At 68.6% G+C, this 21,708-nt stretch carries 18 protein-coding genes; 4 read left to right on the top strand and 14 right to left on the bottom strand.

Going from position 1 to position 21,708, the window contains the following annotated elements:
• Nucleotides 1–9: 9 nt before the first annotated feature.
• The 3 genes from E0H92_RS17665 to E0H92_RS17655 are packed head-to-tail and all read right to left on the bottom strand — an operon-like array spanning nucleotide 10 to nucleotide 1,838.
• The gene (locus E0H92_RS17665) at nucleotides 10–219 is read right to left on the bottom strand and encodes a hypothetical protein (RefSeq protein WP_131462559.1); all 210 of its coding nucleotides are present in this window, start codon (nucleotides 217–219) and stop codon (nucleotides 10–12) included.
• Nucleotides 216–1,226: an aldo/keto reductase family protein gene (locus tag E0H92_RS17660; RefSeq protein WP_131462560.1), complete on the bottom strand. Its 1,011-nt coding sequence runs from the start codon at nucleotides 1,224–1,226 to the stop codon at nucleotides 216–218. Before E0H92_RS17660 ends, E0H92_RS17665 begins: the two co-directional genes overlap by 4 nt.
• A gap of 24 nt (nucleotides 1,227–1,250) precedes the next feature.
• Complete coding sequence (locus E0H92_RS17655; protein ID WP_131496968.1) at nucleotides 1,251–1,838, bottom strand: DUF3043 domain-containing protein; 588 nt, start codon at nucleotides 1,836–1,838, stop codon at nucleotides 1,251–1,253.
• A 165-nt stretch (nucleotides 1,839–2,003) separates the two neighbouring features.
• Here E0H92_RS17655 and E0H92_RS17650 point away from each other — a divergent pair, with 165 nt between their 5' ends.
• The 4 genes from E0H92_RS17650 to E0H92_RS17635 all read left to right on the top strand — a co-directional run bounded on the left by E0H92_RS17650 (nucleotide 2,004) and on the right by E0H92_RS17635 (nucleotide 5,525).
• Entirely contained in the window at nucleotides 2,004–2,834 is an 831-nt protein-coding gene (locus E0H92_RS17650; protein WP_131496967.1) for a PspA/IM30 family protein, read from the top strand.
• The gene (pspAA, locus tag E0H92_RS17645; RefSeq protein WP_131289096.1) at nucleotides 2,831–3,106 is read left to right on the top strand and encodes a PspA-associated protein PspAA; all 276 of its coding nucleotides are present in this window, start codon (nucleotides 2,831–2,833) and stop codon (nucleotides 3,104–3,106) included. Before E0H92_RS17650 ends, pspAA begins: the two co-directional genes overlap by 4 nt.
• Nucleotides 3,107–3,388: 282 nt before the next feature.
• Nucleotides 3,389–4,915 carry a sugar transferase gene (locus tag E0H92_RS17640; RefSeq protein WP_238152748.1) on the top strand — a complete coding sequence of 509 codons (1,527 nt, stop codon included), beginning with the start codon at nucleotides 3,389–3,391 and terminating at the stop codon, nucleotides 4,913–4,915.
• A gap of 40 nt (nucleotides 4,916–4,955) precedes the next feature.
• Entirely contained in the window at nucleotides 4,956–5,525 is a 570-nt protein-coding gene (locus E0H92_RS17635) for an RNA polymerase sigma factor (protein ID WP_165547161.1), read from the top strand.
• 46 nt (nucleotides 5,526–5,571) lie between these two features.
• Here the strand turns inward: E0H92_RS17635 and E0H92_RS17630 are convergent, their stop codons facing one another.
• From E0H92_RS17630 to E0H92_RS17580, 11 genes are all read right to left on the bottom strand, one after another.
• Nucleotides 5,572–5,928 (bottom strand): hypothetical protein, encoded by a 357-nt coding sequence (locus E0H92_RS17630; protein WP_131462563.1) that lies wholly within the window; start codon nucleotides 5,926–5,928, stop codon nucleotides 5,572–5,574.
• A gap of 5 nt (nucleotides 5,929–5,933) precedes the next feature.
• The gene (locus E0H92_RS17625) at nucleotides 5,934–7,577 is read right to left on the bottom strand and encodes a right-handed parallel beta-helix repeat-containing protein (protein ID WP_131462564.1); all 1,644 of its coding nucleotides are present in this window, start codon (nucleotides 7,575–7,577) and stop codon (nucleotides 5,934–5,936) included.
• A 13-nt stretch (nucleotides 7,578–7,590) separates the two neighbouring features.
• Nucleotides 7,591–8,793: a glycosyltransferase gene (locus E0H92_RS17620; RefSeq protein ID WP_131496966.1), complete on the bottom strand. Its 1,203-nt coding sequence runs from the start codon at nucleotides 8,791–8,793 to the stop codon at nucleotides 7,591–7,593.
• Nucleotides 8,790–10,037, bottom strand: coding sequence for an O-antigen ligase family protein (locus tag E0H92_RS17615; RefSeq protein WP_131462566.1), 1,248 nt, complete (start codon nucleotides 10,035–10,037; stop codon nucleotides 8,790–8,792). The genes E0H92_RS17620 and E0H92_RS17615 overlap by 4 nt, the downstream gene beginning before the upstream one ends.
• Nucleotides 10,034–11,662 carry a YveK family protein gene (locus E0H92_RS17610; protein ID WP_131496965.1) on the bottom strand — a complete coding sequence of 543 codons (1,629 nt, stop codon included), beginning with the start codon at nucleotides 11,660–11,662 and terminating at the stop codon, nucleotides 10,034–10,036. The genes E0H92_RS17615 and E0H92_RS17610 overlap by 4 nt, the downstream gene beginning before the upstream one ends.
• Complete coding sequence (locus E0H92_RS17605) at nucleotides 11,659–12,879, bottom strand: Wzz/FepE/Etk N-terminal domain-containing protein (protein WP_131496964.1); 1,221 nt, start codon at nucleotides 12,877–12,879, stop codon at nucleotides 11,659–11,661. Before E0H92_RS17605 ends, E0H92_RS17610 begins: the two co-directional genes overlap by 4 nt.
• 69 nt (nucleotides 12,880–12,948) lie before the next feature.
• The gene (locus E0H92_RS17600) at nucleotides 12,949–14,886 is read right to left on the bottom strand and encodes a heparinase II/III family protein (protein ID WP_202873674.1); all 1,938 of its coding nucleotides are present in this window, start codon (nucleotides 14,884–14,886) and stop codon (nucleotides 12,949–12,951) included.
• Nucleotides 14,883–17,033 (bottom strand): bi-domain-containing oxidoreductase, encoded by a 2,151-nt coding sequence (locus tag E0H92_RS17595; protein WP_131496963.1) that lies wholly within the window; start codon nucleotides 17,031–17,033, stop codon nucleotides 14,883–14,885. Before E0H92_RS17595 ends, E0H92_RS17600 begins: the two co-directional genes overlap by 4 nt.
• A 10-nt stretch (nucleotides 17,034–17,043) precedes the next feature.
• Entirely contained in the window at nucleotides 17,044–18,963 is a 1,920-nt protein-coding gene (gene asnB, locus E0H92_RS17590) for an asparagine synthase (glutamine-hydrolyzing) (RefSeq protein ID WP_131289078.1), read from the bottom strand.
• 2 nt (nucleotides 18,964–18,965) lie between these two features.
• Nucleotides 18,966–20,204, bottom strand: a complete 1,239-nt coding sequence (locus E0H92_RS17585; protein ID WP_202873673.1) for a glycosyltransferase family 4 protein — start codon at nucleotides 20,202–20,204, stop codon at nucleotides 18,966–18,968.
• Nucleotides 20,201–21,523: a nucleotide sugar dehydrogenase gene (locus E0H92_RS17580; RefSeq protein WP_165549819.1), complete on the bottom strand. Its 1,323-nt coding sequence runs from the start codon at nucleotides 21,521–21,523 to the stop codon at nucleotides 20,201–20,203. The genes E0H92_RS17585 and E0H92_RS17580 overlap by 4 nt, the downstream gene beginning before the upstream one ends.
• Nucleotides 21,524–21,708: the final 185 nt, after the last annotated feature.

Below are 21,708 nucleotides of genomic sequence, written 5' to 3'. Positions count from 1 at the left end.
GACCGAACTCTACTCTGCGCTCGACAAACTCATCGGGCCGTACACCTCACGGCCGTCCTCCAGCAGGTACACCTGGCCGACGCCGCGGTCGGCCAGATCGCGCCAGACCTCACCCAGCCAGCTCTCCGCGTCACCCTGCGCCGAGAACTCCGCCCCGCCGACCTCACCGGGGTCGACCAGGGCGCCGGTCGCGGTCTCGAACCGCCAGCTCCAGCTCACGAGTTCGGCCGCTTCTGCGGGGCGTTCTGCGCGGTCTTCGCCGGGTCGTTCTCGACGATGTGGCCGAGCACCTCGTCGATCCGCTTCAGCAGCCCCTCGTCCAGCGTCACGCCGGCCGCCTTCACGTTCTCGGTCACCTGCTCGGGCCGGGAGGCGCCGATGATGGCCGACGAGACGTTGCTGTTCTGCAGCACCCACGCGATCGCGAGCTGGGACAGCGAGAGGCCGGCCTCGTCGGCGAGCGGCTTCAGCTCCTGGACCCGGGTGAGTACGTCGTCGGTGAGGAACCGCTTGATGAAGTTCGACCCGTTGGCGTCGGTCGCCCGGGACCCCTCCGGCGGCTGCTGACCGGGCAGGTACTTGCCGGTGAGTACGCCCTGCGCGATCGGCGAGAACACCACCTGGCCGATACCGAGCTCCTCCGAGGCCGGCACCACCTCGGCCTCGATCACCCGCCACAGCATGCTGTACTGCGGTTGGTTCGAGACGAACGGGATGCGCAGCTCACGGGCCAGCCGATGCCCCTCCTGCAACTGCTCCGCGGTCCACTCCGACACGCCGATGTACAGCGCCTTGCCCTGCCGGACGACGTCGGCGAAGGCCTCCATCGTCTCCTCGAGCGGCGTCTCGGTGTCGAACCGGTGCGCCTGGTACAGGTCGACGTAGTCGGTCTGCAGCCGCTTCAGCGAGGCGTTGATCGACTCGTGGATGTGCTTGCGGGACAGGCCGGTGTCGTTCGGTCCGCCGGGACCGGTCGGCCAGTACACCTTGGTGAAGATCTCCAGCGACTCGCGGCGCTCGCCGGCCAGCGCCTCACCGAGCACCGACTCGGCCTTGGTGTTGGCGTAGGTGTCGGCGGTGTCGAACGTCGTGATGCCGGCCTCCAGGGCCGCCCGCACGCAGGCCTTGGCCTGCTCGTTCTCCACCTGGGAGCCGTGCGTCAGCCAGTTGCCGTACGAGATCTCGCTGACCTTGAGACCACTGTTGCCCAGATAGCGGAAGTCCATACCCCAGACCCTACTTCGCTACCGTCAGCTCGGCTTCTCGCCGCGCTTCACCATCGGCTTGGGCAGTCGCCAGCGGCGCATCTGCATGGTCCGCCGGACCGCGTAGAACCCGAGCCCCTTGGTGGACTCGTTCGGGAACTTGATCGCGACCTGCTTCTTCAGCCCGGAGGTCAGCAGGAACCAGTCCGCCGCGATCAGCAGGATCATGAACAGGAACAGCAGGTTCACCATCCCGGCCAGCCACGGGAACTGCGGCGAGAACACCACGCCGACCAGCGACACCACCAGGAGCACCGGCAGCGCGAACTCCATCACCGAGTAACGCGCGTCGACGTAGTCCCGGGCGAACCGCCGGACCGGGCCCTTGTCGGCGGCCGGAAGGTACCGGTCGTCGCCGGTCTGCATCGCCGCCTGCATCTTGGCGCGCTCGGTCCGGACCTTGTCCCGCCGGATCGCCGAGGCCTCCTTGCGGTTGCGCGGCTTCTTGAACGCGGCCTTGCGGGCCGCCTCGGCTTCCTTGCGGCTCGGGGTCGGCCGGCCCTTGCCGCCCACCTTGCCCTGGGGCTCGGCGGGTACGGTGGTATCTGTCTCAGACTTGGTACGACGGAACACGGGGTCAGAACCTCATTCGCAGGGCAGGTCGCGACTCGGGGTGGTCCCCGGACCTTCTACTACTTTATCGGGGCCAGTCCTGATGGTGTGGTGACCCGGTGGGACATAGGGTGGAAGGCACGCACGCCGGGTCGTCACTCCGGCACAGAAGGGGTACGGATATCGATGAGCATCTTCAAGCGGATGTCGACGATCTTCAAGGCCAAGGCGAACTCCGCCCTGGACAAGGCCGAGGATCCTCGCGAAACCCTTGACTACTCGTATCAGAAGCAGCTCGAGCTGCTGCAGAAGGTACGCCGGGGTGTGGCCGACGTGGCCACCAGCCGGAAGCGGGTGGAGCTGCAGGCGTCACAGCTGCAGTCCCAGTCGGCCAAGCTGCAGGAGCAGGCGCAGAAGGCGCTCTCGATGGGCCGCGAGGACCTGGCCCGCGAGGCCCTGACCCGCAAGTCCGGGCTGCAGGGCCAGATCGACGACCTGACCACCCAGCACGCCCAGCTGCAGGGTGAGGAGGAGAAGCTGACGCTCGCCTCCCAGCGGCTGCAGGCCAAGGTCGAGTCGTTCCGGACCCGCAAGGAGACCATCAAGGCCACCTACACCGCGGCCGAGGCGCAGACCCGGATCAACGAGGCCTTCTCCGGGATCTCCGAGGAGATGAGCGACGTCGGTCTCGCGGTCCAGCGGGCCGAGGACAAGACCCAGCAGATGCAGGCCCGGGCCGGTGCGATCGACGAGCTGCTCGCCTCCGGCGCGCTCGACGACGCGAGCGGCACGGTCAAGGACAACATCACCCTGGAGCTGGACCGGATGTCGTCCGGCTCCGACGTGGAGAACGAGCTGGCCGCCATGAAGGCCCAGCTGGCCGGCGGCGGTGCGCCGAAGGAGCTCTCCGGTGAGGGGGCCGCGCAGGCCCAGCCGCAGTCCGCCCAGCCAGTGCAGCAGCCGGCACAGCAACCTGCCACGGAGCCGGCGCGACCTCAGGACGGAGATGTTCGGTGATCGTTCGCATCATGGGTGAAGGCCAGTGGCGACTGGCCGACGACAAGCTCGAAGCCCTCAACGCGGTGGACGGCGACCTGGAGAAGGCGGTGTCGTCCGGCGACGAGACGGCGTACCAGAGCGCGTTCGCCGCGCTGCTGGACTTCGTCCGCTCCGGTGAGCAGGTGCCGGACACCGAGCTGCACGACTCCGACGCCATCCTGCCCCCGTCGGACAGCTCGCTGGCCGAGATGCGTGAGCTGATCAGCGGCGACGGCCTGATCGCCGGCTGACGCAGCACCCCGATCAATGCCCCGACCCGGCGATTGATCACTTGAAGTAGTCATTTGAGACCCCTGGGATCCCGTTCTGCGGGATCCCGGGGGTCTTTGATTTACGGAACCAGAGAGTCGAGTTTGCGCAGGGGTAAACACTCTCGTTCGGTGCTGTTGCCGGGTGCGTCCACGTAGTACTCTCTGGTTCACGCCGTTGTGGGGGCGGCGTTTGGACGAGGTCCGTGACGGGGTGTGGGTTGGTCACGGGTTTCGGTTTTCACCTGTGGGGGGTGACTGTGCGTGACTGATCTTGTCATGTCCGAGGGGTTGGCCGAACCGGCTGACCTACGGCCGGCGCCGTCGGGGGAACGACGTCGGCCGGTCTGGGTGGTTCCGGACGAGGTACCCGCGGTGCTGCCGCGCTCGGCCCGGTACACCGAAGCGCGCTGGGTGGCGAGATACCGGCGGGCCTCGCTGGCCGCCGATCTCGGCGCCGGGGTGATCGGCGCCTCGCTGGCGCTGGTGGCCCGCTTCGGGGCCCAGATCAACCTCGGGTACTTCGTGCTGGGCGCGCTGCTGCCGATCGCCTGGGTGGCCTGTGTGGCCTTGCAGCGCGGCTACGAGACGCGGTACTTCGGCACCGGTCCGGAGGAGTTCCGCTCCATCATCCGGGCCGCGGTCGCGCTGACCGCGGTGGTGGCGATCACGTCGTACGCGACCAAGAGCGAGGTCGCTCGAGGGTTCGTCGTACTGGCGGTGCCGATGACGTGTGTGGCGGCGATGTTCGGCCGCTGGATCCTGCACCGGCAGATTTCCTGGCGGCGGGTCGCCGGCCGCTGCATGCGCCGGGTGCTCGTTGTCGGACGCAACGACCAGGTGACGACGCTTCGGCGGCACCTGGAGGAGCGGCCGGCCGACGGGTACGTCGTGGTGGCCAGCTGCCTGCCGCGCGGTGACAGCTTCGACGAGGAAGGGCTCGAGCGGCTGGGCCGTACCGAGATGGACATCCTGGCCGGGGTCGACAAGTACGACGTCGAAGTGGTCGCGATCGTGGCCGACCCGGAGCTGGCCGGGCACTCGCTGCGCCGGCTGTCCTGGGCGCTGGAGCAGCGCGGCGTCGACCTGATCGTGTCGCCGGGCATCGTCGAGGTGGCGGGTCCGCGAATCTCCATCCGGCCGGTCGCCGGGCTGTCGCTGCTGCACCTGGAGCGGCCGTCGGTGAGCGGTGGACCGCATGTGCTGAAGAGCATCTTCGACCGGGTGGTCGGCTGCCTGCTGTTGCTGGCGGTCGCTCCGCTCCTGATGGTCACAGCGGTTCTGGTGAAGCTCACCAGCCGCGGTCCGGTGCTGTTCCGGCAGACCCGGGTGGGCCGGGGCGGCGAGCAGTTCCAGATGCTGAAGTTCCGCACGATGGTGGTCGACGCCGAGGCCCGCAAGGCCGAGCTGCACGCGTTGAACGAAGGCAACAAGGTCCTGTTCAAGCTCCGCGACGATCCGCGGGTGACCAGGATCGGCCGGTACCTGCGACGGTTCTCGATCGACGAGCTGCCGCAGCTGGTGAACGTGCTCCGGGGGGACATGTCACTGGTCGGCCCGCGTCCGCCGTTGCCCGCCGAGGTCGCGCAGTACGCGATCGACGACGCGCGGCGGATGCTGGTGAAGCCTGGTCTGACCGGCCTGTGGCAGGTCAGCGGCCGCAGCGACCTGACCTGGGAGGAGTCCATGCGGCTCGACCTGCGGTACGCCGACAACTGGTCGATCGCACTGGACCTTTTGATTCTGTGGAAGACCGCACGCGCCGTGCTGGGGAGCGACGGCGCGTACTGAGTTGTTCTGAGCGGTGTTTGTGTTCCCGAGGGGGGAATCCGTGACTGTAGTACTGGAAAGGTCGGCCGTCGCCCGGTCCGAGGCCGCGACCCTGGTGATCAGGGCCGCGGCGGGGGACCAGGGTGCCTGGAGCCAGCTGGTCGACCATTATGCGCGGCTCGTCTGGGCCGTAACCCGCAGCTTCCGGCTGGGCGACAGCGACTCCGCTGACGTCTCCCAGATGGTCTGGCTGCGGTTGCTCGAGCACATCAACCGCGTCGATCCCGAACGGGTCGGCGCCTGGCTGGTCGTCACCACGCGCCGGGAATGCCTGCGGGTGCTGGCGTTCCGCAAGCGCGTGCTGCTGACCTACGAAGCGACGGCGTTCGAGGACGTGGCCGGTGACCAGCCGGAGCTGGACTCCGACCTGATCGCCGGCGAACGTGCGGACGACGTACGGCGGGCGCTCGAGAAGCTGCCCGACCGGTGGCAGCAGCTGCTCGGCATGCTGATGTCCGATCCGCCGGCGCCGTACGCCGAGATCTCCGCGACGATCGGGATTCCGATCGGCAGCATCGGCCCGATCCGCGGCCGCTGCCTGGAGAAGCTCAGACTGCTGCTTGCCTCCTGAGGCAGCAGGCCCCGGTCCGGGCCGCCGACCGATCGTGCTCTTCTGGTCAGAGCATGATCCAGGCGGTCCGGACCGGCCGTTGTTCGGTGCCGGGCCACCGCAGCAGGAAGCTCACCAGCTGCGCGTCCCCGGGTCCCTCGCCGCCGCGGGCCTCGACCACGACCGGACCGGCCGGGGAGACCCGCAGTTCCACGGTCCGTGGGGTGCGTTCCACGTCCAGCGTCACCCCGTGCCCGGCGAACCGCAGCCGGCGTACGTCGTCGGCTCCGGGCTGGTCGACGAGGCTGTCGAAGACCAGGTCGAGCACGTCGAGGTCCCGCTCGTGCCGCCCGAACGCGGCGTACCCGACCGACCGGAGCAGCGCGATCTGCTCACCCGCGACCCGCTCCGGAGGCCCGATCATCGTCCTCAGCGCTCCCCGAGGACCTTGACGACGCTGTCTTGATCCTGACCGTACGGCGCGCCTTGCCAGGAGGCCCAGTTCACCCGGTTGCCCTGCTCGTGCACGATGAAGTTCCACGGCCCGGAGTAGGTGTTGTTGAAGAACCGGTTGCCCTGGTGGAACGTGATCGCGTCCTGCACGGTGGCCTTCTGGTACGGCGACCAGGCCGGGAACGTGCCCCAATTGGAGAACAGGCCGTTGTAGCCGCATCCGGAGCTGGACCCGCAGTTCGCGGACACCTTGGCCGGGTTGAGGTTGAACACGTTGTCGTGCACCCGCACGTTCTGGGTCTTCCACCGGCAGTCGCTCAGGTACGGCTGGTCCCGGATGGTGGTCGCGTTGCAGGTCTTGGCGGTCACCACCGACGGGTTGACCAGGGTGCCCGAGCCGGTGCTGGTGTTGGCCGCCGATCCGGCGAACCGGTCGGCGTTCTCCCACAGGATCACGCCGGCCCAGTTGTCGGTGAAGACGTTCCTGCTGATCTCGAAGGTCTGGTTGAAGACGCCCGGCGCCCGCGGGTCGCTGCCCGACTCGGAGATGTACAGCGCGGGGGTCGGGAATCCGTCGTTGGCCGGACCCTTGCCGAGCCCGTTGCGGACGAACGCGTTGCCCCGGATGCCGGCGTTGTAGCTGGTCTCGTAGACCAGCCCTTCGGCCAGGTTCCCGGAGATGTAGTTGCCCTCGATCACGAACCCGGTGTTGTTGGTGTCGGCCCACAGGCCGGCGCTGTGGTTGTCGTGGACCCAGTTGTTCCGCACGATCGCCCCGGTGACTTCCCAGAACTTGCCGCCGCCGGTGCACCCGCAGCCGCCCTTGAGCCGCTCCCAGTCGTCGGTGTTGTTCCCGGCGATCTCGTTGCCCTCGATCGTGATCCCGGACACCTTGCCCGGGTTGTAGGCGTTGAAGCCGTACTGGCCGTTGTTCTGCAGACAGTTGCTGCGGACAACGTTGTGGTCGCCGACCATGACGCCGGCGCCGGCGTTGTCCTTGATGGTGTTCCCGGTCAGGGTCCAGCGGCCGGCGGCGTCGTGGTTCACCACGCCCTCGTCGTTGTTCGTCCTGACCGGACCGAAGTTCTGGATGGTCAGGTTCTTCAGCGTCACCGCCGTGGCGTATCCGGTGAACGCGTACCGGTTCCGCCGGCCGCCGTCCAGGATCGCGCCGGGCGCGCCGACGTACGTGTTGCCGTCCTTCGGGATCACCTGGGCGAACGGGCCGCTGCCGAGCCTGTGCGTGCCGGGAGACAGCCAGAAGGTGGTGCCGGGCGGGTTCGCCTCGGTGAGCTGGTTGACGTTGTCGGTGGTCCTGACCACGACCGCGCCGGCCGGCGCGGTGGCCGGACCGAACAGGACTTTGGTGTTCCCGCAGATTCTCGCGGGCGGTGCCGTCGGCGCGGTCACCGGGGCGTTCGTGATCGCCGGGGATCCGGTCGCCGGTGGTGGAGCGTTCTTCGCCGCCGGGTCGTCGCCGAGGACGAAGACACCGACCGCCGTCAACGCGGCGAGGACCAGCACGACAACGCCGAGCAGCAGCCGCCGGCGGGACCACGCGGTCCTGGCGGAGGGCGGCGGCGGAGCGCCGGTGTCCAGGGCGTTTCCTTCGGGGGGCATCGGATCCTCGGGTTCAGCGGTCGGCGACGGCCGGATTGGCTACCGCGAAGCGGTAGATGTCGAGCAGTTGCTCGACGTTCCGGTCGATCTGGTGGTGAGTCTCGTACGTCGTGCGGGCCTGCCGGCCGAGCCGGGCGTACCGATCGGGGTCGGCGTCCACGTCGCGCAGCAGCCTGCCCAGCGCGTCCGGGTTGCCCGGCTCGAACAGGGCGCCGTCGGCGCCGTCGGTGATCAGGCTCGGGAACGATCCGTGACCCGAAGCCAGCGGCGGTACGCCGGCAGCCATCGCCTCGACCACGACGAGACCGAACGTTTCCTCCCATTCCGATGGCAGCACCACCGCGCGGGACTCGCTGATCAGCTTGAAGACATCCGGTTTGCTCATCAGCCCGCGGAGTTCGACCGAGGGCCGGTCGGCGGCCCAGGAGGTCACCTCGTCGAGCATCGGTCCGCCACCGGCGATCACGAGCCGCAGGGCGCCGTCCCCCGCGGTCGCGCGGTACGCGTCCCAGCCCTTCATCAGCAGCGGAGCGCCTTTGGCCGTGTCGAGCCGGCCGACGTACGCGACCTGACGCTGCCGGGCTCCGTCGAAGGGCCCGTCGTACGGCACGAGGTTGTGCTTGACGAACGTCCGATCCGGGTCGAAGTCCATACCTGCCATCAGCCGGCGCTGCGACTCGGAGATGAAGATGTACGCCGACACGAGGCCGCGCCAGCTGCGCCGATGACCGCGGGTGTTCAGCACCGTGGTCGCGGTCGCGAGCGCTGACCCGCGGTAGCAGCGGTGCACCACGCCGCTGACGGGGTTGCCGCCGGCGCAGTCGTGACAGACCTTGCCGTCGCGGAAGAAGTCGCCGCTGGCACAGAGCAGCTTGTAGTTGTGCAGCGTGATGACGGCCGGCACGCCGGCCCGCCGGCACGCGTACAGCACCGAAGGGCTGAGCAGCGGGAAGGTGTTGTGGATGTGGACCACGTCCGGCCGGCGCCGGAACAGGTCGCGGGCAAGGTCGTACCGGCTGCCCCGGCTCCAGATCACCCGGGCAGGCAGCGCCGCCTTCTTCAGGGCCGGCCATTCCTCGATGTCGTCGCTGTGCCGCTCGAAGTGCCGGACGGAGTGACCCGCCGCGGTGAGCGCTTCGCTCTCCTGGTCTACGACCCGGTTCTCGCCGCTGGGTGCGGTCGACCGGTATCTGTTGTGCACCATCAGGATCTTCATCGCGGTCCTTCACGTGTTGATGTGGAATACACCAGCGAGGCGGCCAGCGTCAGTTCCAGCAGGTACGGCGATGCCTCGCTGAGTCCGCTCTCGGTGAACGAGGCGACGACGCAGTAGGCAACGAGGAACAGGGCGAGAGCTCGATGCGGCCCTTGAGGCCGGAACCATGCCGCGGTCAGCACGAACACCAGCAGCAGGACTGTGATCGCGCAGCCGACCAGGCCGACGTCGTAGTAGGTACCGAGCCAGTTGCTGTCGATCGGCAGGCCGTTGAACGACTTGTTCGACAGGCCGAAGCCGAAGAAGGTTTCGAAGGTGGAGCGCGGCTGGGCCAGGATCGCGTCCCAGACCGCCTTCCGTCCGGTCAGGGCGCCGAGCTCATCCGGGTCCTGGCCGCGAGCCAGCCAGGTCGTCACCACCGAGCTGAGTGTGAGCGCGCCGAGCGTGAAGACGGCCAGGCCGATCAGGAACGCCCGGCGTACCCGCGTCCGGGCGGTGAACAGGCTGAGTCCGGCGATCGTCACACCGGCGACCACCGCGACCAGGGCGGTCCTGGTGTGGGTCAGCAGGAGGACCGGAAGACAGACCAGCACGCTGGTGAGAGCCGCGCTGCGGCGGAGCAGGCCCGACATCCACAGCACGACGGTGAGACCGATTGCCACGGCGGTGTAGTGGCCGACCTGGGTCGGCGGGATCGGCCAGAGGGCGCCGCCGAGCCGATCGTCGGTCATGGCGAGACCGGGGGCGACGATCAGACCGACGACGACCGATCCGACGATGGCCCACAGCACCATCAGGTGTGTACGGACCAGCAGCAGGTCACGACGCGTCCACCAAGGCGTCAGCAGCCACAGCACCAGCGCGAACCCACAGAGCCGGCCGGCGCGGAACAGCGCGCCCAGCAGGAACTCCGCCCGGATGCTGGCCAGCAACGCCTCGACGGCCAGTGTCATCAGCAGCGCGATGTACACGCTGGGGCGGACACGGACCGGCCGGTTCACGGACAGAACCATCATCAGAGCGCCTACCAGCGCTCCCTGGGCGATGAGCTTGCCGACCGATCCCGGGATCGGCAGCAGGTGCGGTGCACCCGGGAAGAACGTCATCACGTTCAGCACCAGCAGAGCCCAGGTCAGCTGCACCCTCCGGCGACGGCGGACGTCCGGGGCCACGACCCGCCGCGTCGGGCGACGCCCGAGGCGCGTGGTCAGCTGATGTCCGAGCCGCGTGGCGAGCATCGTCATCGGTTGAACATCTCGACGTCGACGTCGCGGGTCCGGCCGGACTCCGCCTCGGCGACGCCGACACTCTCGTCCGTGCGGTCCGGACGGAGCACGATCGCGGTGGTGACCTCCAGCCCGGCGAGCCGGAGCATCTCACCGGTGGCCTGGATCGCTGTCGTGGTCGAACGGCCGGCGGTGACCAGGACGGCGGCATGCGACGCCCACGTGGCAAGGTGGTCCGCGCCGAGCTCGGGGCTCAGATCGGCCATGCTGAGCACCACGTCGGCGACTTCCCAGGACGCGTCGAGTGCGACGTTGCCGGAGCCGGACGGCCGGCTGTTGTCTGCCAGCCGCAGGTAGGCTCCTTCTGCGGGACCGGCGGCCGGGTCGGCCAGGTGAACGTCGATCCGCCGGCCGGGCTCGGTGAACCGCGACTCGTGCGTACCGGCTGTCTTGACCCCGAGCATCCGCGCCAGCCGGCCGGAGCTGGTCAGGTCGGCGACCAGGACCCTCTTGCCGTCCTCTGCCAGCGACACCGCGAGTGAGGCCACTGCGAGCGCGCAGGTGTGGACGTCGTCGATGCCGACCACCGCGAGGGACGGGACCGGGCGCTCGCCCCAGAAGATGCGGTGATCGAGATGCTGGACGATCAACTGGTTCTCCCGGCTCTGCAGCTGCGCCCTGCGGAGGGCAGCCGGCCAGGGCAGCCGCCAGCGCGCCGGCCTGGTCACGCTCAGCCGGACCCGCGTACCGAGGGCGTGGGCGATGTCCTGCCGCTTCCACAGCCGGTCCGAGATCAGCGCTCGGACGATGATGAACCCGATGCCGAGGAACAGCCCGGCGATCAGTCCGGTCCCCCCGTTGATCACGATCGTCCGCTTGGCGGAGACCGGCACCGGGGCGGCCACGTCGAGAACCCGGCTGCTGTTCATCCGGGCGGCCTGAACCTGCTGGTCGAGCAACTGCTGTCGCACATAGGTGTTCCGGTCGCGGGCCGCGCTGAGCCGGGCGCCCTCTGCGGTGTTCGGGCGCTTCATGTCGTCCGGATCGTCTCCGGCGGCACGAACCGCCTGCTCGGCGAGGGACAGATCGTTCTGCGCGGACGTCAGGTCTCGCTGCAACGGCGCGTCCTGCAGCGCGATCTGCTCCTTGCGGTAGATCAGGAACACCTGGGCAATGACCGTTGCCAGTCTCGTCGACTCGCCGTCGGTCTTCGCCTTGGCCGTGATCTCGAGTACTCGGTCGGTCGACGCGGCCGCGGTGTACTGCTTGAGCAGATCGTCCTGGGTCACCGGCAGCTTCAGCAGCGAGATCACGCGCTGTGCGACGGTGTGCGTGGTGGCGAGGCTGACGTCGGTGGCCATCGCCTTCGTGGGGTCTTCCCCGTCGCGATGGGTCAGCAGCAGACGGGTCTGCGACGTGCTCGGTGCGGGCACGACGACAGTCGACGCCAGGCCGCCGGCCAGACCGACGAGGGCGACGACCAGCCAGATGCGCAGATGCCTGCGCAGCGCATCACGGATGAACCGGAAGGTGACCAGCGTGTCCGGTGGGAAGGCCGCCGACTTCTCGTTGTCGAACAGGCCGTCGTCATCGGCCCAGACAGGCTCGCGGACATCCGGTTCGGTGTAGGGCTGGTTGCTCATTTGGTCCTCCGCGCCGTCCCGGTGAGCAGCGTGGGAAGCCGCGAGTTCGAGCGCCGCGTCGATTGCGAGACCCGTCCGATCGTGCGGTCCGTCGGGTCCGGATCGGTCACGACGAGGCCGTCGATCTCGCGGCCGCTCGCTGCTGCCGCGACCGCCAGCCGGGCCAGCTCCTCGGCCGTCACGACGCCGGACGAGAGCGCGATGACGGTGTTCGTGGTGTGCTCGCTGCCGTCCAGATGTGGTGCGTCCCGGTCCACCACGACCAGATGGATGGTCAGTGCGGAGGAGCCGGCCGGCTCCTGATGGCTGTCGACCACGATCGAGGCGGGAAGCCCGATGGAAGTAGCCAGCGCTGCCAACTGCGGACCGAGCGGAAGCGCCTTGTCGTCACCGGCGAAGGAGAGCACCGTCAGCGTGACCGGTGGGCCGCCGCGAACGTCCAGCCCGAGGTGGTGCAAGGTCTTTCGCAGGCTCCAGGCCTCGACTGCTGTCGGCGCGTAGTGCTCGAGCAGGTAGGCCCAGTCGGACACGTCCGTGGCCTGGTACGACGAGACCGAGGCCAGCACGGGGAGACCGACGGCGTCCGCGATCTCGTCCCGCAGCCGCAGCCGCCGGTCACCGCGGGCCTTGGCCAGGACGATGACCGAGCCGACTGCGGCGCCGATGAGCGCACCGAGCAGGCCGAGGATCCCGAGATGGACGAGGACGTTGCCACCGCGTGCGGTGGTCGCTTGCTCCAGGACCCGGGCCCCTGTCTTCTTCCCCAGATCACCAGGCAGGTTCTGATCGCTTGTCACGTAGACCAAATAGATCCCGGCGACAGCGTTGGCCAGTTGCATCGACTGCCGTGCCGTCTGGCCTTTCGCGTCGATCTTGATGACGTCCTGGGTGACAGCGGTGACCTTGACCCGGCCACGGACCTGTTCGGTCGTCAGCGTCGGATCGAGGTTCTGGCCGGCGCTCTTCAGCACTGGCTCGCTCTCGGCGATGAAGACCTGGGTATCGATGCTCTGGGCGCCGCTCGCGGCGGACTTCTCGGCATCGGTCGCAGGCGGCGGTGGCAGAACGACGAGTGAAGTGGCGGTGTGCATAGCCGGCACGATGAGGCCGTACGCAATCCCGCCGAGCAGGCCGAGCGCTGCCACTGAAGCCACGATCAGCCGATGTCTGCGGATCGCGCGCCAAGATTTCTTCACGTCCAACTGCTGTGCGCTCACAGAGCCCCCTCCAAAGCGAACGTCCTTGGTACCGAGTAATAGAGGGGCGGGACGAGGTGCTGATACACCTCAGGCGCGGAAGCGGAAAGTACTCGTTGCGGGGGAGCCGGGGGCCAGGGCGCCTTCGCCGATCAGTGTGGTGCTGGGGACCTTGTGGCCGAATCGCGGTGAGTACCAGCCCAGCAACGGACTGTCGCTACCGCGGTGTGCTGTCCAGGCGAGTCCGGCCGGCAGTTCGACCACTGCTGAGCCGGTGGGCCACTCCAGGCGTCCGGTCGAGCCGTCCAGCTCCACGGACACCTCAGGGCCCAGATGCCAGGCGATCCGTACGTCGGCCGCGGCGTCAAGGTGGTCCTCCACGCGCAGCACGCCGTGGTCCAGTACGGCGGTACGTCGATGCGTCACGGGAGCGTAGCCGTCGTGTTCGGCATCCCAGCTGCTCTCGTCGTGCCGACGTACCGTGCCTGTTGCACCGCGCAGCCAGAGGAAGGAGCCGCCCCACGTGGACTGCTCGGCGCGCCCTACCTCGACGGTGTTGTGGGCGACGGTGGAGCGGAAGTAGTCCCGCCACTCCTCTTCGCCGTGATAGCAGTACGTCCCCGGGTCGGCGAGGATGTCGACGCCGTCGACGCGCACCTCGAGCGAGAGCGCGTCCGAGTGGGCGTGGGCGGCGATAGAGAGGAAACCGTGCGGACCGGCGTCCGCACGACACCAGATCTCCGGACCTGAGTCACGGCTCCTCAGGATGGTCAGACCCGCGTCCCGGAAGTGGTCCGGTCGTTTGGCCGGCCGGTCTGCCTGCTGCGCGTTGACCAGCGAGCCGACGATGACCGACGTCGCCGTCGACGGGCTGCTCGGCCACCAAGGCGCTGCGCCGACCACGGCGGCGCCGAGAGAGAGGTACGCCGACCAGTTGCTGATGTCAGGTGGGTCGAGGACGAGCGCCATGCCTTCGTCGTCGTCACCTTGGCGTGGCGGGCGCAGGCTCGTGTCGACGATCGCCGCGGCCACGTCGACCGTACGAGTCAGCAGGGCCCACGTGTGCGGGCTGAGCGGATGGCCTGCGAGGTCGGCCTCCAGAGCGGCGTACAGGCCGAGCTCGGAGACGAAGCGGTGGTAGTCGGTGGCCAGCTCACGGTTGACGCCGGAGGGGAACGTGTTGGCGTCGAGTTCCTTCTCCAGCAAGGCTGCGGCGTCGGCACGCCAGTGGGCGCTCTTGGTGAACCAGGGGAACGCGCACGCGCCGACGAGCTGGCCGGCGGCCTCCGCGATCACGTGGTTGTTGGCCGACGAGCCGTGGCTGCGAAACGCGGCCAGGTAGCGCTGGTGCCAGTAGATCTGCTGGAGCGCCAGCTCGTTGTGCTCGAACAGGTCGGTGATCTCTGGCCAGTCGTTGAGCAGCCGGCGGATCCAGGTCCAGCTGATCAGGCGCAGGCCGAGCTCGATACCGCTCGCCCAGTGCACGCCGGACAGGAACGGGTTCGACCGCCACCAGTCGTTGAGGTGCTCGGCGACGCGTTCGGCGTACCGGTCGTCGTGGGTCAGGTACCACGCCGCGGCCAGCTGGGTGAGGTGGTGGTGGCGGGACAGCTCCCACACCTGCTTGATGTTGCCGACCGCTTCTTCGTTGCGGTGGTTCAGCTTGAAGACGTACTGCGCCGGGTCGGACCGGCGGCCCGTGGCCGGGTCGCGGAACCAGTCCGGTGCGCGCAGGTCGGTGCGCTCGACGCCGAGGACCTCGAGGTTCCCGGCCAGGATGGCGTCGGCGGTCTCGATCACCGCCTTCCGTGCTTGGTCGTCCACGGCGCAGGCGGTTCTGGGCGGCAGCGTCGTACCGAAGGTCAGGTCCTTGCGGAGCGGGAGGTGGATCGCCGCGTTCTGCCCGGGCCTGACGTGCTGGTAGGCCCAGGCAGTACGGCGTCCGGCATCGCGGGTTCGCCAGATGAGTTCTGTGGGGGACATCCGGCGGAGGCGGCGGACGTACCAGCCCAAGGGCTGGCGGCTCACACTTGCTCCGGCTTGCCACTTGCGAGACTGCGGTCGACGGCGATCGTCGCACGGGTGGTGGCGACCAGCGCGTCGAACGGGATCGGCATCGGGCCACCGGACTTCACCGCGGCGACGAAGCGTTCGAGTTCGGTGCGCTGGCCCTTGTCGGTACTGCGGGACTTGCGGGTGGACGGTTTGCGTCCGGTCCACAGCGACGCGCTCTGGAAGTTGTCGAACCGGGCGTTGCGGCCGGCCCCGGTGATGTCGATCGTCTCCTTCGGGAAGCGTGAGTTGCCGCCGCCGACGTAGCTGATCGTGCCGACCGACCCGTTCGCGAACCGGAGCGTGACGACGACGTCGCCGGTGTCCGGCCCGGGTACGGCGTACACCTCGGTCGGGAGGCTGTTCAGCCACCAGGTCAGCGTGTCGATGAAGTGACCGCCCTCGCCGGCGAACCGGGTCCCTTCCTTGCCGGCGTCGAGGTACCAGCTGGTGGAGTCGAGCTTGCCGGCGTTCACCAGGTAGCGCAGCGAGAAGCTGCCGCCAGGGTCGCCGAAGCGGTTCTTCAGGTCGGTCAGCAGCGGCGCGAACCGGCGGTTGAACCCGACCATCAGCCGGTCGTTGCCGGTGGCATCCACCGTGGCGACGATCCGGTCCAGCTCCTCGTCGGTCAGCGCCAGCGGCTTCTCGACGAAGACGGCCTTCCCGCTCTCCAGCGCCCGGCAGGCCAGCTCCGCGTGCGAGCTGTGCCGGGTCACCACGAACACGGCGTCCAGACTCGCGTCGGTCAGCACCTCGTCGGCGTCGGTGGACACCGCCTCGAACCCGAACCGCCGCTGCGCGTTGGCCGCCGACAACGACTTGTTGGTCGCCACCCGCCCCAGAACAGCCTGCTCGTTCTTCTGCAGATGCGGCAGCAACATGCTCGACGCGTAGTTCCCGGCTCCGATGAATCCCAGCCGGACTCCACCACTCGTGGGTGCGGCAGGACGTGCCGCGGTGGCTGTCGCCGGCGGTGCGGCCGCCTGAGGTACGTCGGGGTACTCGAAGAGGAAGCCGACGCCTGGGTACGTGCCGCTGCTGAGCTTCTGGTAGACCTCCGTGGCGTCCGCGATCGGGAACGTGCTGGCGATCAGCGAGCCGACGTCGATCTGTTCGCGGGCGATCAGGTCGACGAAGCACTCCAGGTTGCGGCGCTCGGTCCAGCGGACGTAGCCGGCCGGGTAGTCGATGCCCTGGAGCTCGTAGCGGTCGTCGTACCGGCCGGGGCCGTAGGACCGCGAGAAGCGGACGTCGAGCTCCTTGTCGTAGTACGCGTTCCAGGGCAGGTCGAGCTTCGTCTTGCCGATGTCGACGACGCGGGCGCGGTCGCGGGCCAGACGGGCGGCCGTCTCGACCGGTCCGTTCGAGTGACCGCCGGCGGCCAGCAGGATGTGGTCGGCGCCCAGACCGTTCGACGCGTCCAGCAGCGCTCGCTCGAGTGTCGCGACCCCTGCCTCATCAGGCGACGAGCAGTGCAACGCTCCGGCCTTCTCGGCCATCCGGCACCGGTCCTCGACCGTGTCGATCCCGAACACCCGGACACCGGCGGCAACCAGCAACCGCACGACCAGCTGCCCGACGAGCCCGAGCCCGATCACCACCGCCGTGTCACCGAGCTGGACCTCGGCCTGCCGCACCCCCTGCATCGCGATCGCACCGACGGTGGAGAACGCGGCCTGCTCGGCCGGTACGCCGTCCGGCACCGGCACGCACAGGTTCAACGGCACCCAGTTGTACTCCGCGTGCAGCGCGAACTCGTTGCCCGCCGCGGCGACCAGCTGCCCGACACTGAACTCCTCCGCGCCGGCGCCCACCTCGACCACCACACCGCACAGCGAGTAGCCGAGCGGCGTGTACGAGTCGAGCTTGTTCATCACCTTCTTGTAGGTGTTGAGCGCGCCCTGCTGGGCAACGGAATCCAGCACCTTTCGCACCTGGTCCGGCCGGGCTTTCGCCTTGCCGACGAGGGACAGCTTGGCCTCGCCGACCTTCATCAGCTCGGTGCCGGTGGAGATCAGCGAATAGAGCGAACGAACCAGCACGCCGCCCGGCGCACAGGCCGGCGGCGGTACGTCGAGAACCGCCAGCTCACCGGACTTGTAGTTCTGCGCAACCTGCTTCATATCCGTCCCTTTAGAGCGAAGTGATGGTGACGCCCAGGTCACGCATGTGCCGGGTCCAGGTCTCGAGGGTCAGCAACTGCCAGATCTGCTTGGAGTAGTCCTCGCGGCCGGCGCGTTCGTCGTCGACGAGCTTCTGGACGGCGGCCCGCCGCAGGAACCCGCTCCCGACCAGCTCGCCGCGCAGCAGCGTGTCGTCGACCAGTTCGCGCAGGTCGTTCCGCACCCACGCGCGCAGTGGCGCGCTGAACGACGCCTTCGGCCGGTAGATGATCTCTTTCGGCAGCCACGCCTCGGCCGCCTTCTTCAACGCCAGCTTGCTGACCCGGCGGTGGATCTTCTCGCTGCCGGGGATCGAGAACGCGGCCCGCGCGACGATCGGGTCCACGAACGGCGTCCGTACCTCGGTCGACGCCGCCATGCTGGACCGGTCCGTGTACGCGAGGTTCAGGCCCGGCAGGAACATCCGCGAGTCCGCGAGGCACATCCGGTTCACGTGATCGGTGAGCGTCGTGTCGTGGTAGATGTCGCTGTGCTCCGCGAGCAGCTTGCCGACGTACGGGTCGAGGTCCGGACTGATCAGGCCCGCGAGCTGGTCGGCGTCGTACATCGTGTAGCTGCGCCGGAACGCCGTCTCCTCGGGCAGGTTCGCGAACGTCTCGAAGCGCTTGGCCCAGCGCGCGTAGCGGAGCCCGCGACCGCTGACGGTCACCGGCAGCCGCCGTACGGCCGGGCCGATCAGACCGTTCCGCAGTACGCCGGGGAGCCGCTGGTACTGCGCTCCCATCACGCACGCGAGGTGCTTGCGGTACCCGCCGAACAGCTCGTCGGCGCCCATCCCGGACAGCAGGACCTTGACACCCGCGTCGCGCGCGGTGTCGCACATCAGCAGTGTGTTGATCGCCGCCGGGTCGCCGATCGGCTCGTCCAGAATGTCAACAATCCGCGGCAGCAGCTCGACGACATCGGGCGCGATCTCGATCTCGTGCAGGTCGATCCCGAACTGCCGGGCCAGCTTCCGCGCGTAGATCGCGTCGTCCGGCATCGCCTCGAGCTTCTGGTCCTCGGCGCGGAACGTGATCGTGTACGAGTCGACCCCGGGATCCATCCGCTTCGCCAGCACGGTCACGAGGCTGGAGTCGAGCCCGCCGCTCAGGAACGTCGACACCGGTACGTCGGCCACGAGGTGCGCGGCGACGGACTCCTCGATCACCTGGCGCAGGTCGGCACGCGGACCGGCCGCGGCCTCGGTGGCGACGTCGGTCACCCGCCAGTACGTCTCGTGCCGGCTGCCGCCGTCCGGCCGGAACTCGGCCCACGAACCCGGCGGCAGCTTCTCGACGCCGTCGATCGCGCACCGCTGTTCGGGCAGCCAGTAATAGAGCATCGACGCGATCAGCGCGCCCGGTTCGGTGCGCAGCTCGGAACCGACCGCGGCGACCAGTGCCTTCAGCTCGGAGGCGAAGATCACGCCGCCCTCGCGGCGCAGGAAGTACAGCGGCTTGATGCCGAGCGGGTCGCGGGCCAGGTACAGGCTGCCGCTGTCCTCGTCCAGCATCGCGAACGCGAACATCCCGCGGAAGCGTTTGAGCGCGTCCGGACCCCAGCGCCGCCAGGCCTCCAGCACGACCTCGGTGTCGCCGTTGGTCCGGAAGCGCACCCCCGACTTCGAGAGCTCGGTCCGGAGCTCCTTGTAGTTGTAGAGCTCGCCGTTGTAGCAGATCGTCAGACCGTTCTTGCTGAACGGCTGGTCCGCGGCCGACGACAGGTCGATGATCGACAATCTGCGATGCGCCAGGAACGCGCGGACGTCACCTTCGTCGAACGCGTACACCCGGTCGGCGTCCGGGCCGCGGTGCGCGATCCGGTCACTCATCGTCTCCGCGAGCGCGAAGCCGTCGCGCTGCTGGTAGCAGCCGGCGATCCCGCACACCGTCAGGACCCCGTCGCGTTGCGGATGCCGGCCACCGCGCCGACGTGACTGACATGACCGGTGAGGTGGTCGTACACCTCGAGGTACGCCTTCTGCTGGTGCCTCCACGCGAGCACCCGCTCGACGCGGTCGCGGCCGAGTTTCGCCATCCGGCGGCGGCGGACCTGGTCGTCGAGCAGTTCGACGATCGCCTCGCCGTACTGCGCGACGTCGTTCGGCTCGACGTACACCGCGGCGTCGGCGGCGGAGACCTTGGTCTCGACCAGGTCGAAGGCGACGACGGGCAGCTCGAACGCCATGTACTCCATGGTCTTGTTCATCGTCGACACGTCGTTGAGCGGATTCTTCGGGTCCGGCGACAGACCGAGGTCCGCGGTCGACATCACCGCACGGACCGTCTCGTCCGGCACCCGGCCGGTGAACTCGACGTAATCGGTCAGCCCGAGTTCGTCCCGCAGCGCGACCACGTCGTCGAACGAGTCGCCGCCGCCCATCAGCGTGAACGCGATATCGGTCCGCTGCAGATTGTTGACAATGTGATCCGCGGCGCGGACGACGATGTCGACACCGTCCTGTGGGCCCATCACGCCGATGTACGTGACGAGATAGCGGTGACCGCGGCGGAGCGACTCGTCCGCTCCGCCGCGGAGCAACTTGTCCGGGTCCGGCCCGGTACGGACCACGGTGACGTCGTGATTCGCCTTGCCGCTGCGCGTGATCGCGATCCGGCGGTACGAGTCGTTCGTCGAGATGACGTGGTCAGCCTTACGATGCGTCATTCGCTCCAGGAAGCGCAATCCCTTGTACGGGAGGCTGTTCGTGCCACCGAACCGGGACTGGAACAACTCCGGGCAGAGATCGTGGTGGTCGAACACGAACCGGGTGCCGTCGAGGCGGCGCAGCAGCATCGCGATCGGCCAGAAGATGTCCGGCGGGTTGCACGCCTGCAGGACCTTGAACTTGCCGGCCTTACGGGCCCGGAAGACCAGGCGCAGCGTGGCGAGGAACGAGTACGCGTACTCCCAGACGAAGCTGATCTTGCTGCCGCCCGGCGCGTACGCCTTGTACTTGTGCACGGTCACCCCGTCGATGACCTCGTACGACGGGTCGCCCGGACCCTTCGGGCAGACCACGGTGACGTCGTACCCGGCCGCCACCAGCGCCTGGCACTCCAGCCAGACGCGGCGGTCGAACGGCACCCAGAGGTTCTGGATGATGATCAGGACACGCGGACCGCTCACCAGCCCACTCCTTCGTATCCGGGCAGCGCCTCGACATCGGCGCCGAGCCGGCCGCTCAGGTCGATGGTTCGGGCCGGCGGTGTTCTGAGCAGCGCCTCGACCGCGGGCCGGTCGGTCGCCGCGACGATCGCCAGGTCGGCGCCGGCCAGCGCCGCGTCGGGATCGTCGGTGAGAACCCGCTGGAGGTGCGGGAGCTTGGAGGTGACGTGCCGCAGGTTCGCGCCGACCAGGCGGCCCGGGTTCACGATCGCGTCGTAGATCCGCAGGTTGTAGCCCTTGCCGATCAGCCGTTCGGCGAGCTCGACGTTCGGGCTTTCACGAAGGTCGTCGGTGGCGTGCTTGAAGCTCAGGCCGAGCAGCGCGATCTCGCGGCCGGGCCCGGCGATCACGCGGTCCACGACGTCGCGGACGCTGCGCTCGTTGGTGGCCAGCGCGCCGGCCAGCAGCGGGAGCTCGGTGTCGTTGATCCGCGCGAGGTGCAGGACCGAGCGCAGATCCTTCGGCAGGCACGAGCCGCCGAACGCGAAACCGGGCTTCAGGTAGTACGGCGAGATGTTCAGGCTGGTGTCCTGCACGAAGATCTTCATCACCTCGCGCGAGTCCACGGCGAAGTGCCGGAAGATCCGGCCCATCTCGTTCGCGAACGAGACCTTGGTGGCGTGGAACGCGTTGCAGGCGTACTTGAGCGCCTCGGCTGTCCGAACGTCGACAATCTGCACGTCGACACCGAGGAACGAGAACAGGTCGGTCAGAGCGGTACCGACCTTCGGGGTGCGGGTGCCGACCACCACGAACGGCGGCTCGTAGAAGTCGGCGAGACCTGACCCTTCGCGCAGGAACTCCGGGCACATCGCCGTACCGAACGTGAGACCGTCCGGCGGCGGTACCTCGGCCAGCACCTGGGCGACCACCTCGTCGACGGTGCCCGGCGGGACCGTGCTGCGAACGACGATGCTGTGAAAACCCGACTCCGGCCGGACGACGACCCGCGCCGCCTCGGCGATGTCGCGCACCGCGCGCTTGATGTAGGTCAGATCGGTACTGCCCGCCTGGGTCGACGGCGTACCGACGCAGATCAGCGAGACATCGGCCCGCTCCAGCGCGAGCCGCGGATCGGTGGTCGCGTGCAACCGTCCCGACGTAGCGCCCGCGGCGACCAGATCGTCCAGCCCCGGCTCGACGACCGGGCTGTGACCCTGAGCGATCGGCTCGACCTTCGCCGTGTCGACATCCACCCCCCAGACCTCATGCCCGGCAGCGGCCAGACACGCTGCCGTCACCGACCCCACGTACCCCAAGCCGAATACGGCAACTTTCATAACGCCCCCCACAGGCTCATGACGCGGCATCCCCCACGTCCACAGCGCCCATGAGAGCGCCCGCCCCGCCCCCCTGATACACCCCTGCGGAAATCTCCCCCGAGAAAGTTCCACCGGAACTTGTTGTCAGCTGCTGGGTACTGATCGTGACTCGAAATTGGCTGTATCAGGCGGGGGTTCGGCGG

Origin of the sequence: Kribbella speibonae, assembly GCF_004331375.1 — a bacterium.
Lineage (GTDB): Bacteria > Actinomycetota > Actinomycetes > Propionibacteriales > Kribbellaceae > Kribbella > Kribbella sindirgiensis.
This window is presented reverse-complemented; position numbering and strand designations above follow the sequence as displayed.